This window comes from Chryseobacterium sp. JUb7, assembly GCF_024806495.1.
Taxonomy (GTDB): Bacteria; Bacteroidota; Bacteroidia; order Flavobacteriales; family Weeksellaceae; genus Chryseobacterium.
In genome coordinates, this window is sequence record NZ_JANUFF010000001.1 from 470,405 (window position 1) to 484,179 (window position 13,775).

The window sequence follows — 13,775 nt, forward strand, 5'->3', positions numbered from 1 at the left end:
AAATATTTAAATATTATGAATTTCTTTCCAACTGTGGGCTTCTCTCTGAAGCAGGAGCTCGCATTCCTGCGGCCCACTGCTTCCGGCCGTATAATTTGGAAAAGAAGTATCTGGAGTCTTTTCCCAGTGCTCCTGTATAGTTTTCACCACATCCCAAGCCTCCTCTACCTGATCGGAACGCATAAACAAGGTAAGGTCACCTTCCAAAGCATCCAACAGCAGAGTCTCATAAGCTTCCGGACTGTCTTCCTTGCATGAAAAATAGTCAAACACCATTTCTACAGGTCTAAGCTGAACGGTAAGTCCCGGTTTTTTTGTCATAAACTGAAGCCTGATATCCATTAATGGCTGAATATTGATAATTAGTTTATTTTGTGACAGCTCATGTTTTCCACCTGAAAAAGTAGACTGAGGAAGCGGCTTAAACTGTATGGTAATATAGGATTGTTTTTCACGCATTCTTTTTCCTGTACGCACATAGAAAGGAACACCTTCCCAACGCTCGTTATCAAGATAGAATTTTATTGCTACAAAAGTTTCTGTATTCGAATTATCGGCAACACCGTCTTCCTGACGGTAACCTTTCACATTTTTCCCTTTAATAAACCCTTCTCCATACTGTCCGCGAACGGCATAATGATCAACCTGATCAAGCGGTATTCTTCGGATCGCCTTAAGTACATCCACTTTACGATCCCTAATCTCACCTGAATCCAAAGAAGCCGGCTGCTCCATGGCTACCATACATAAGATTTGCAACAGATGATTCTGGATCATATCTTTAAGCGCACCTGTACCTTCATAAAAACCACCTCTCGATTCTACTCCAACTTCCTCTGCAACAGTGATCTGTACAGACTCTATATATTTGCAGTTCCATAAAGGTTCGAAGATAGAATTTCCAAAACGGAATGCAAGAATATTCTGAACCGTTTCTTTACCCAGATAATGATCGATACGGTAAATCTGTTCTTCTTCAAAGCTACTGGAAAGCAATTTATTAAGCTCAATTGCAGAATCTTTATCGTGACCGAAAGGCTTTTCAATAATAATACGATCCTGTGTAGGATTAGCTGCCAAAGCCGTATTTTTGAGATGTTCTGAAATCGTTGTAACAAAATCAGGCCCTATAGAAAGATAAAATAATCTGTTTCCTCTTACTCCGTATTCGCTATCGAGAGTTTTTAATTTAGTATTAAGCTCTATATAAGAGTTTTCTTCTGCTATCTGATGTCTGAAATAGATAATATGCGACTGAAATTTTTCCCAATGTGTATCAATAGCAGCCTGATTACGTGAAAAAAGAATCAGATTTTCTTTGATATATTTTCTAAAATCGTCATTATTTTTATCTGCTCTTCCTAATGCCAGAATATTGAACTGATCGGGCATTCTTCCTTCTATAAAAAGATTAAAAAAAGCCGGGAACAGTTTTCTTTTTGCCAGATCTCCGGTTGCACCAAATATAATTATACTGGATGGCTGCAATTCATGATTTTCCTCCATAAAATATGAATTTTAATTATTTGTATTCCAAGACGTGTGGAAAAAACCATCCTGATCTTTTCTCTGATAGGTATGTGCACCGAAATAGTCACGTTGTGCCTGAATCAGATTTATAGGTAAGCTTTCTGTCGTGTAAGCATCGAAATAAGCTAAAGCTGTCTGAAAAGCAAGCGTTGAAATACCATTGGAAGTTGAGAATACAATTGTTTTCCTTAAAGAGCTGATTTTAGAATTAACGATTTCAGCAATATCCTGACTAAGTAATATATTTGATAGATTAGAATCCTCTGAGTACACTTCATAGAATTTTTCCAATAATGACGAACGGATGATACAGCCACCACGCCAGATTTTAACCACATCTTTTAAAGGAATATGGAACTGGTATTCTTCTGAAGCTTTTACTAAAAGTGATAAACCTTGAGTGTAACTGATTAAAGTAGCAAGAAAAAGTGCATCCCTCACTTCCTGAATAAATAGCTCTGTATTCTCAGCGCGAGCAATGGCAGATTTTGAATATAATTGAGAGGCCTGTACACGCTCAGACTTATATGAAGATAAAGTTCTTGATGCCACCGCAGCATCAATAGTAGGAATCGCAACACCGTTTTCCAATGCTTCTTCCGAAGTCCATTTTCCGGTCCCTTTCGAGCCTGCCTTATCTAAGATCTGATCTACAAGAAATCCTCCCGTAACCGGATCTTTCTGTTGAAAAATGTCTCTTGTAATCTCTATCAAAAAAGAGTTCAGCTCTCCATTATTCCAGTCTTTGAAAATTTCATGTAACTGATCATTATTTAAATCAGCCCCTTTACGAAGCAAATCATACGCCTCGCTTATCAGCTGCATTACGGCATATTCGATACCGTTGTGAACCATTTTTACATAATGTCCTGCTGCATCCTGTCCCATATATGCTGTACAGGCTTCACCATTTACTTTTGCTGAAATAGCCTCCAACATAGGGCGCACTGAATGGAAAGCTTCCAAATCACCTCCAGGCATAATGCTTGGACCAAATCTGGCTCCTTTTTCTCCTCCTGACACTCCCATTCCCATAAAATGCAGTCCTAAAACAGCAAGATCGGCAACACGTCTGTTGGTATCTTTAAAATATGAGTTTCCGGCATCAATCACAATATCACCTTTACTCAAAAGGGGTTTGATATTTTCTAAAACAGCATCTACAGGTTTTCCTGCAGGTACCATCAGAATTATTTTTCTTGGTGTTTCCAGCTTTGCTACAAATTCCTCCAGTGAATCTGTTCCGGCCACTGTCATTTCAGCTGTAGCTCCACCCTGCAAATCATTGATTTTCTGTATATCAAGATCAAAACCTACAATGGAGAATCCATTTTCAGCAATGTTGTAAAGAAGATTTCGTCCCATTACACCAAGGCCAACCATTCCATAACTATATGTATCCATATATTTTATTTATAATTTTTTGAAATAAAAATTCAATCTATAACCATCAAATTTACGAATAATAGAGAAATATATTGATTTACCTTTATTAATAATATCATAAATAATTAACTATTCGCATCCTTTTGTACCTTATCATATATTCTCACAACCACTTCTGATAAAGCTCTGACGGCGCTTAGAAAAATGTTTTTATAAGGATATTTTAAAAGATAGCTTCAGCAACTATTTGTCAGACAGAAAATAATCAAAAAAAACGGCAGAATCTGAGAAAGTAAAAAAAACGGAATCAGATGATTAAATATTCAGGTGGTAGCTAATATTTTTCAAAATACAGTAATTTTTCGTTAACGTTGAGCTGCACATCCCACAAACACTGTATTTCAGTTCACCAAATAGCTGTTATTAAATTATTATTAGATGAAAAGATAAAAATGCCGATATCCACTATATGTTTTGATGTTTTGACCTATCAACCTGCCGATATAATCCGGTCAAAAAAAAATATCTATTTTACGAAATCTGATATCGCTTCACTGAAAGATGTATGATCAATATAAATGAAAAAAAAACTACCATTACTAAGGATCTTCGCAAAATAAACATAGAAAAACCTCATATCACCTATCGCAAAAAAAGATATTAAAAAACTATGGTATAAGTTTCAATACTCCCAAAATCGCGGAAAAGCTTTTATCTCTTGTAGCACATTCGAAAAACTGTAAAAGCAATCGTAAAAAAACAAATGCTAAAAACCCTGGTTCAACCTATTTTTTATAAGATGAATCATAGCCTGCATATATTTAAAAACACATAATATTATTTAAAAAAAACAAATCGTATTGAGAAATTTATACTATTTCACCGCTATTGTTACTGATAATGAAAATCAACATCAAGTAGGTTTACTTAAAAACACTCGTTAATTTTATTAATTTTATTAAAATAATTTATACTTATTTTGAAATTATATAAAAAAACATCAGAAACATGTTAAAGTCACAAATTAATGAGCAAAAAAAACAATTCACCATATATTTATTGTATTTTTATCCTAAAATCATGTATTATATTAATTTAGATACACGGTCCTTTAAATACACAATACTAAAAGAAACACTATGAGAAAAAATTTAACGGTAATTATTTTACCAATGTCAATCTGTTTGTCTGCTCAGGTAGGAGTCAATACTGCTACTCCAACTGCTACAGTAGATATCGTTTCAAAAACAGCACTTCCAGCGAATAAAGTTCTGAATATTCAAAATAGCAATGCAACGAATGCCAACAATCTTAGCATGTATGAAGACAGCAGGAGCTATATCGGAAAACCGGATAATGTAGCGCCAAATGCAACCAATGATGCATTAATCAATATTTATGGTACTGCTACCCGCTCTAATTTAAAACTTGACAATGCACCTTCTACAGAAAATCAACTTAATGCAGCCTCAAGGCCTGGAGTAGATTATAATCATTTAACTCCTGCTTATATTGATGTCAACGGGCATGTTGTAAAAGCCTATGACCCCTATTCCGCGATTGCTACGTCTGCCAATTTTGATGGCGGCTATACTGTACCCAATACAGCGGCAGGAATAAAAATTGTGGATGCTACAAGTGTGGGTCTGATAACGTTTAAAGTAGCTACAGGATTAGTTTTAGGCCCTCCAGGAACAGGTACAAATATTATAAGCACTGTCAATTTCGGAATTAACACAGGGTTTTCATATTCGGATTTTGTTTCAGGATCAGGTTCTACGAGTAGCCGATATCCTGTTACAGTTAGCATGACTGATAACGGAAATACTTCGATTGCATCTTATACAGCCAGTATTACATTTGATTTTGCAACAGGGGTCGATCTTGTTTTCTTTTATCAGAATGGAGCAATTTATGCTCGTAATACAGGTACTGGTAATATTGGTATTGCAGTTATGCAGTCAAAACGTTACCGATAATTTATTCTTAAACATCCATATTAAGAGACGTATGCTTTTTAGCGTACGTTTTTTATTTAAATTTATAGTGAAAGATATATTCTAATTGAACCTTCAAGTCATTTTTTTTCATCATTTATATAATTCCAAATTACGTGATATAATAATATTTACGAAAATATTTATTAAATTTTAGATTAATTTGTATATTTATGAATTAAGTTTCAAAAAATATAAAATATTTCTATACTTACCGAATTTGATTAAAATATAAAAGAATTTATTTACCCTTTTTGTAATGACTTCGACTTTTGCATTTGCCCAAGTAGGAGTTAATACTGCAACACCAACTGCAACTGTTGATATTGTATCTAAAACAGCAGTTCCTGCGAATAAAATTCTGAATATTCAGAACAGCAGCACCACCAATGCTAATAATCTCAGTATCTATGAAGACAGCAGAAGCTATATTGGAAAACCTGATAATATCACTCCGAATGCAACCAACGATGCTCTCATTAATATTTATGGAACCACCACCCGGTCAACGTTAAAGCTTGACAATGCACCATCTACAGAAAATCAGCTCAATGCGGTTTCAAGACCAGGTGTTGATTATAATCACCTAACACCAGCATATATTGATGTTAACGGACATGTCGTAAAAGCCTATGATCCTTATTCTGCTATTGCTACATCTGCCAACTTCGATGGTGGTTATGCAGTTCCTAATACTGCTGCAGGGGTAAAAATAGTAGATGTTGCTGCTTTTGGTCTTGTGACTTTTAAAGTGGCTACCGGATTAGTACTAGGTCCCGCGGGCACAGGAACTAATATCATAAGCACTATCAATTTTGGTGTTAACACAGGCTTCTCATACTCTGATTTTGTATCAGGTTCAGGATCAGGAACAACACGGTATCCTGTTACGGTGAGCATAGCGGATAACGGAAATACAGCCATTGCATCATATACAGCCAATCTCACATTTGATTTTGCAACAGGCGTAGATCTGGTCTTTTTTTATCAAAACGGTTCTATCTATGCTCGTAATACGGGGACAGGCACCGTCAATATAGGAATTATGCAATCCAAACGATATAGATAATACTTTAATATAATATATAAGACGCGTGTAAAAATGCGTCTTTTTTTATATATTTGGTTATAATTCTTCACTATTAATAAGAATTATTTTAACGAATGCTTTAGCTCAGTTTAAATTCTAAGTTTGGCATAAAATTATATACGGCCAATAACAAACAAAACACAAAGCAATGTTGTTTGAATAACGATGTTAAAAACGGATTATAATGAAAAAAAAATTATTGGTATTTATTTTACCCTTGTCAATTTGTGTATCTGCACAAGTAGGTGTCAATACAACTACACCCACTGCTCAGCTTGATGCTGTTTCTAAAACTGCAGTTCCAGCCAATAAAGTTTTAAATATTCAAAATAGTAATACTATTAATGCTAACAACCTGAGTATTTATGAAGACAGCAGAAGTTATATGGGAAAACCCGACAATATAACTCCAAATGCAACTACTGATGCATTAGTCAATATCTACGGAGCTACCAACCGATCTGCAATAAGATTAAATAATGCTCCTTCTACTGAAAACCAATCAGATGGGACGGCAAGACCAGGAATAGATTACAATCATTTAACACCTCTCTATGCAGACGTTAACGGAAACATTGTTAAAGCAGCAGATCCTTATTCAGCAATTTCAACCTCTGCTAATTTTGACGGGGTTTATAATGTTCCCAATACAGCGGCCGGAATTAAAATTGTAGATGCTTCACCAGTTTCATTGATCACTTTTAAATTCGCTACTTCATTAACATTTGGAGTGGTTGCAAATGGTGCTAACATTCTTGGGACAGTCAATTTTGGCGTAAATACGGGATTTTCATATTCTGATTTTATTTCCGGTTCCGGATCAGGAATAACGAGATACCCTGTAAGTATTGTGATCGACAATCAAAATACTGTAACCTCTATAGCTGCATACAATCCAAGCCTTACCGTAAATTTTGCCGGATCATCACCAATTAATCTTGTTTTTTTCTATCAGAATGGTGCAATTTATGCGCGTAATACCGGGAGTAACGGGACACCTATTCCAATAGCTATTATGCAGTCAAAACGTTATCGATAAGCTTAATTATCAAAAATAACATTCTATAAACACTGTTTTTTACAGTGTTTTTTTGTCAGTAAATCTTTATTAGGAAAATTTAAACAGATTTGATTATAAAATTTTATTTATAATACGTTTTTATCATTATAAAGTGAAATGGAAAAATCTTATATGAAAAAACGATAATTAATTTTTTAATTTTTTCTTTATAAGCATAAAACTATTTTACTTATTTACAATCATTTGAAACATAAATTTATTAATCATAACCCAACTATTTTTTGTTAATATTCTAATTTTAAGTAAAAATAATACATCAACTTATCTATATATTTATTTTTTATAAATTAATTTTAATAACTTTATTCCCTGATCATTGAAAAATATTTTTATATAAAAAGTTAATTTATGAAAAAAACAACTTTACTTTTGATTGCAATATCAATAAGTTGTACTATGTACGCTCAGGTAGGTATTAATACCACTACTCCTGGAACTACTTTGGATGTAAACGGAGCGATAACCAATCGCGAAACAGCACAGGCTATTACTGCGAATGCCGTTACAATACAGAATAATGTAAGCCAGGTCAGACTTACCGGCGCAGCAACTGCAACAATAGCTATCACAGGATCTACTCCTCCCAATCCGGGGCAACGTCTTATCATTTATAACAATACTACCGGAGGTTTTGATGCTGTTTTAAACGGAGCTATAATTCCCAATGGTCAGGCACTAGAATTTGCTTACAGTAACGCAAGCTGGGTGACTACCCATGGTGGAAATGCATGGAGTATTACAGGAAATACTGGTACAAACCCCACAACCAACTTTTTAGGAACCACAGACAATCAGGCTCTGGCTATAAGAGCTAATAATTCTGAGAAAATGAGAGTTACCCCGACAGGCCGAGTGGGAATTGGTACTACGAATCCTACCGGAAGATTCGAGATTGTTTCCGATAATGTGGGCGGTGGTGCTGAAAATAATTTTTATTTCAGGGGCTTTGGTGATTCCAAAGAACCTGCACTTATTTTTACTTCTGCCAATGGTACAGAAGCAGTCCCGACAAATCTTGCGGCAGGTGAAGATATAGGATCAGTATATTTCGGTCCAAGATCGAATAATACCTATAATGTTGCGACTGGATCAGCCATCAGATCCAGATATCGTGGAGATGGAACAACTTTACTTACGGACCTTTTGTTCAGGACATCCAACGTTGACAGAATGACAATTGACGAAACAGGTAATGTAGGAATAGCAACGACAGCTCCTGCATCCAAACTTGACATAGTAGGTGATACTTTCGGAATGAAAAGAGCCCAAGGAGGTGGAAGTTGGGATAATATATGGTTTGATTTAAGTAATACATCAGCTCCAACGATCAATGCATCCGGAGCAGAAACAGGCTTGCAATTTAACGTAGGAGCAAATGCTGTGGGCACTTACGGAGATGGACAAACATTAACAACAGTGGCTACTATGCGACCAAACGGAAATGTGGGAATAGGAACCGCAGCTCCTGTTAACAGATTACATGTTATTGCGACTACCGCAGCTCAAGGTGGATTTAATCTAATGGATGCTCCTGCAGGAACAGGCGTAAGTTCCAGCGGAATATTAAGACTGAGGAATACTTCTGCTGTAGCTACAGGAAATATCTCAGCAATAGGATTTTCTAATAATGGAGCTACATCAGGAGGTCCCAACTGGCAAATCGGAAGTATCCGTGCAAGAGCAGATCTTAACACAGGTGATGACTTCTTTTTCGCATCAACTAATGGAGCTACTCTTGTTGAGCGTATGAGAATAAATACTGCTACTGGAAATTTAGGAATTGGAACTACTGCTCCCGTTTCAAAACTTCATGTTGCAGCTGGTGATATCTATATTGAAAATATAGGATCAGGAGTGATCATGAAATCTGATAACGGTACCTGCTGGAGAGTTCGTGTTAATAATTCCGGAGCCTTTACTTCAGCGAGTATTACATGTCCATAAAATATATTTAAAACGGATACTTAGAATTATACTTTACATAAAAAAACGGATGCCGATTGGCATCCGTTTTTACTATATCATCGTTGAAAATTTATTATTTCCAGCCTCCTCCTAATGCCTGATAAAGCTCTACAGCGGCTTTCATTTTGCTGTATTCTGCATTGGCAATATTCAGTTCTGCATTTAATGAATTGACACTTGCATTCAATACTTCAAGATAATTGGCCATTCCATAGTTGACCAATTCCTGTGAGTAATCTACAGATTTTTTATAAGCATCCAGTTCTTTTTCTTTTAAATCAATATAAGAATCCTGAACTGAAAATACTCTGATCGCATCCGATACTTCTTTTCCGGCTGTAAGAATTGTTTTTCTAAAGTTTAAGTAAGCCGTTTCCTGATTCGCTAAGCTAACTTCATAATTAGTCCTGATTGTTCTTTTATTTAAAATCGGCTGAGCCAATCCTCCTACAACATTGGCAAATAAAGAATTTACACTGAACAAATGATCAATATCCATCGACTGAAGCCCACCACTTCCGGTGATTTTCAAAGTAGGATAAAACTGAGCTTTTGCTGAATTGGTTAATTCAAAAGCATTCATTAAGCTGTATTCAGCCTGCATTACATCCGGCCTGTTGGATAATAACTGAGCAGGATATCCCAATTTCAGATCGATAGGAACTTTCTGAGTCTCCAAAGTGGATCTTTCAATAGAATGAGAAGGCTCACCCATCAACAGGCTCATGGTATTTTCCAGAAGCTGAATCTGAGTATCTACGTCGATCAACATCGATTTCGCATTCAGTACAAGCGCTTCACTCTGCTGAACAGCAACTTCAGTCACTGTTCCTGCAATTTTCAATGCCTGGGTAGTTTCTAAATTTTTCTCACGGACTTCAATTGTTTCCTGAATGATTCTCTTCTGAGCATCGTAAGTCAGCAATTGATAATAAGAAGAAGCAATAGAAGCAATCAAATCGCTTTTTACCGCTTTATGAGCTGCTACTGTTCCCAAATATGTTGCCAGCTGAGCTTTTTGCTGAGCTTTTAATTTACCCCAGATATCAGCTTCAAAACCAATGCTCGCCGTGATGTCAAGCTGGTTGATATAACGTCTCTGTCCGAAAAGCTGTCCGGTTTGTGTATTTAAAGACTGGGTCTGGAACGTATATCCCGGACCCACCGTTAAAGTAGGTTCATATGCCGCCTTACTCTGCTTCAGATAAGCTTCAGCTGAAGTAATGCTCTGCAGGGCAATTCTTATGTCTAAATTGTTTTCTAAAGCTTTATTGATATGCCCCTGAAGGATAGGATCTGTGAAGATCTCTTTCCAGGAAACATTCGCAATATTCGTACTGTCAGAAGGAAGCATATCTGTACGGAAAAGCTTTTCGTCAACTACTTTATCCGGTCTTTGATATTCTTTTCTTGCCATACAAGATGATACGGCTGCAAGAATTGCGACAGAAAAAGTTATTCCTTTTATGATGTTTAATAAACTCTTCATTATTTAAAATTAGAAGTTAGAAACTAGAGGCTAGAAGTTAGATTTAAAAACTAATTTCTAATATCTAACCTCTAACTTTTCTAATTAAATTATTCTGCTAAATTGATTTCTTCTTTTTTAATAGGTTTGATTTTTTCCTGAAGGTATTCGAAAATCACATACAGTACAGGAATTACAAATAATCCTAAAATGGTACCTATCAATAGTCCGATAGCTGCACCCGTTGCAATAGATCTGTTTCCTACTGCGCCGATTCCGCTTGCTAAAACCAATGGTAATAAACCGAAGATGAATGCAAATGATGTCATCAAAATCGGTCTTAACCTCGCTTTTGCAGCATTGATGGCAGACATGACGATCGTTTCGCCGTGATGCCTTCTCTGGACCGCAAATTCGATGATCAAAATGGCATTTTTCGCTAATAATCCCACCAACATGATCAGGGCAATCTGGAAATAAATGTTGTTTTCCAAGCCCATGATTTTCTGGCCGAAATAAGCACCCATTACCCCAAGAGGAAGTGAAATGACAACAACCAGCGGAAGAATATAACTTTCATACTGAGCAGAAAGGATAAAGTAAACGAAAATTAAACTTAAACCGAAGATCAGAAGGGTCTGCGATCCTGAATTTAATTCTTCTCTTGTTAATCCTGTAAACTCAACATCATAATTCTGATTCAATGTTTCCTGAGCAACCTGCTGTACCGCAGTAATGGCATCTCCGGAACTATAACCTGCAGAGTTGGCTCCTGTAATTTTTACCGAAGTAAACAGGTTGTAACGGCTTACCGCCTGTGGTCCGTATGCTTTTTTCATTGATACAAACTGAGAAATCGGTGACATTACACCTGAACCTGTTTTCACATATAATTCATTCAGGTTTTCAATATTCTGTCTGTTTTCAGGAAGAGCCTGAACCATTACCCTGAACTGTTTTCCGTATTTTGTAAAGTCAGCCGTATAGATACCTCCGATATACCCCTGCATTGTTGATAAGATATCACTCACGGAAACCCCCATTTGCTTAGCCAACGGAACGTTCACCTGCATTTCGTACTGAGGATATTTGGTATTAAATGAACTTTGAGCAAACTCAATTTCAGGTCGCTGCATCAGCTTTCCGATAAATTCATTGGTTTTATCATCTAAATCTGAATATTCACCTCCTGCTTTATCAAGCAATACCATCTCAAAACCGGCACTGTTACCAAAACCAGGTACACTTGGCGGCTGGAAGAATACAATTTTCGCGTCAGGAACTTTTCCTGAGATACCGAATAATTTTTTGGTGATATCTTCGGAAGTCTGACCGTCTTTTTTCCTTTCGTCAAAAGGTTTCAGCTTAATGAAAGCAAGTCCATTGTTACTACCGTTTCCAGATAAGAATCCTCTACCCGTTGAAATCGTAACGTTTTGTACTCCCGGAACTTTCAATGCGTTCGCCTGAAGGGTTTTCAAAGCATTGTATGTTCTCTCCATAGAAGCTCCCGGAGGAAGCTGAACATCTGTAAAGATAATCCCTCTGTCTTCCGTAGGTACGAAACCTTTTTTCATCGTAGTACTTGCCCAGTACAAGATTCCTCCTGTAATAGCAAAGATCACCAAGGTTACCCATTTATGTCTTAGTAAAAACACGAATCCTCTTCCGTAACGTTCTGTAGCTGTTTTAAAAGCAATATTAAACTTATAGAAGAATTTCTGAAGAAAATTCAGGTTTTTATAGTCTGCATGATGTGCATCGTGAGGTTTTAAGAACAATGAACATAAAACCGGACTCAACGTCAGGGCGTTGATCGCAGAAATGATAATCGCAATGATAAGCGTAATTCCAAACTGCTGATAGAATACCCCTGTAGGCCCTGTAATAAAAGTTACCGGAACGAATACGGCAGCCATTACCAGCGTAATTGAGATAATCGCACCTGTAATCTCGTCCATCGCTTCTACCGTTGCTTTTTTAGCATCAGAAATACCATGTTCCATCTTGGCATGGACTGCCTCGACGACTACAATCGCGTCATCCACAACAATACCAATGGCCAGTACCAATGCAAATAGCGTTAATAAGTTTAATGAATATCCGAATAAATTCAGGAAGAAGAAGGTACCCACAATCGATACCGGAACCGCAATTGCCGGAATCAAAGTAGATCTGAAATCCTGCAAGAAAATAAATACAACAATAAATACCAGGATAAATGCTTCAATTAAGGTATGAACTACCTTTTCAATCGATGCATCAAGGAATTCGTTGGTATCAAAGTTAAATGTATATTTAATTCCCTGAGGAAAACTTCCTTCTGCTGATTTCAGATAGGTTTTGATATTTTTAATAATCTCCTGAGCATTAGAACCCGGTGTCTGGAAAATACCCATACTGATGGACGGGCTGTTTCCGTTTTCACCGACTCCAGTGTAAGACTGGCCTGCCAATTCAACTTTAGCCACATCTTTCAGCATCAGATTTTGACCGTCTGCAAGGGATTTAATGATAATATTATCGTATTGTTCTTTATCGTTGAATTTACCAACATATTTAATGATATACTCAAAAGAACTTCCACTGTTTTGCCCGATAGAACCTGCTGCGGCTTCTCTACTCTGCTCATTGATCGCATTGGTAACATCTGTTGGAGTCACACTGTACGCTGCCATTTTTGCAGGATCCAGCCATATTCTCATGGAATAGTTTTTACCTCCGAAAACGTTGGCATCCCCTACACCATTAATCCTTTTCAAATTTGGAATAACGTTGATATTCAGGAAGTTTTGAAGATACACATCATCTAAATCTTTATTTTCAGAATAGAAAGACATATACATCAAAGCACTCGTCTGCTGTTTCTGCGTTACGACTCCGGAACGTGTTACTTCACTTGGCAATAACGGAGTTGCTCTTGCTACACGGTTTTGAACGTTTACCGCAGCAATATCCGGATCGATACCCTGTTTAAAGAATACCTGGATCTGTGCAGAACCGTCATTTCCTGCTGTAGAAGTAATGTAATCCATACCTTCCACCCCGTTTATCTGCTCTTCCAAAGGCACAACAACACTCTTCATCACAGTTTCCGCATTGGCACCTGTGTAGCTCGTGGAAACACTTACTGTAGGGGGCGCAATATCAGGATACTGTGTAACCGGTAGCGAGATCAATCCCAAAACCCCGAGAATCACAATCAAGATTGAGATTACCGTGGATAAAACCGGTCGGTTTATAAAATTTTTAATCATT

8 protein-coding genes are annotated in these 13,775 nt (G+C 36.8%); 4 read left to right on the forward strand and 4 right to left on the reverse strand.

Going from position 1 to position 13,775, the window contains the following annotated elements; all coding sequences use genetic code 11:
* Window positions 1–6: 6 nt before the first annotated feature.
* On the reverse strand, window positions 7–1,506 hold the full coding sequence (gene zwf / locus M2373_RS02215; protein ID WP_259106989.1) for a glucose-6-phosphate dehydrogenase: 1,500 nt from the start codon (window positions 1,504–1,506) through the stop codon (window positions 7–9).
* Window positions 1,507–1,518: 12 nt separating this feature from the next.
* Window positions 1,519–2,934: an NADP-dependent phosphogluconate dehydrogenase gene (gene gndA / locus M2373_RS02220; protein ID WP_259106991.1), complete on the reverse strand. Its 1,416-nt coding sequence runs from the start codon at window positions 2,932–2,934 to the stop codon at window positions 1,519–1,521.
* 1,121 nt (window positions 2,935–4,055) lie between these two features.
* Between gndA and M2373_RS02225 the strand changes: the two genes are divergently transcribed.
* The 4 genes from M2373_RS02225 (at window position 4,056) to M2373_RS02240 (ending at window position 9,028) form a co-directional block, all read left to right on the forward strand.
* The gene (locus tag M2373_RS02225) at window positions 4,056–4,895 is read left to right on the forward strand and encodes a hypothetical protein (protein ID WP_259106992.1); all 840 of its coding nucleotides are present in this window, start codon (window positions 4,056–4,058) and stop codon (window positions 4,893–4,895) included.
* Window positions 4,896–5,172: 277 nt separating this feature from the next.
* Window positions 5,173–5,982 carry a hypothetical protein gene (locus M2373_RS02230; RefSeq protein ID WP_259106994.1) on the forward strand — a complete coding sequence of 270 codons (810 nt, stop codon included), beginning with the start codon at window positions 5,173–5,175 and terminating at the stop codon, window positions 5,980–5,982.
* Between the two features lie 205 nt (window positions 5,983–6,187).
* The gene (locus tag M2373_RS02235) at window positions 6,188–7,042 is read left to right on the forward strand and encodes a hypothetical protein (protein ID WP_259106996.1); all 855 of its coding nucleotides are present in this window, start codon (window positions 6,188–6,190) and stop codon (window positions 7,040–7,042) included.
* 390 nt (window positions 7,043–7,432) lie between these two features.
* Entirely contained in the window at window positions 7,433–9,028 is a 1,596-nt protein-coding gene (locus M2373_RS02240) for a hypothetical protein (RefSeq protein WP_259106998.1), read from the forward strand.
* A gap of 94 nt (window positions 9,029–9,122) precedes the next feature.
* Here the strand turns inward: M2373_RS02240 and M2373_RS02245 are convergent, their stop codons facing one another.
* Complete coding sequence (locus M2373_RS02245) at window positions 9,123–10,538, reverse strand: efflux transporter outer membrane subunit (protein ID WP_259107001.1); 1,416 nt, start codon at window positions 10,536–10,538, stop codon at window positions 9,123–9,125.
* A gap of 89 nt (window positions 10,539–10,627) precedes the next feature.
* Entirely contained in the window at window positions 10,628–13,774 is a 3,147-nt protein-coding gene (locus M2373_RS02250; RefSeq protein ID WP_259107003.1) for an efflux RND transporter permease subunit, read from the reverse strand.
* Between the last annotated feature and the right edge of the window lies 1 nt (window position 13,775).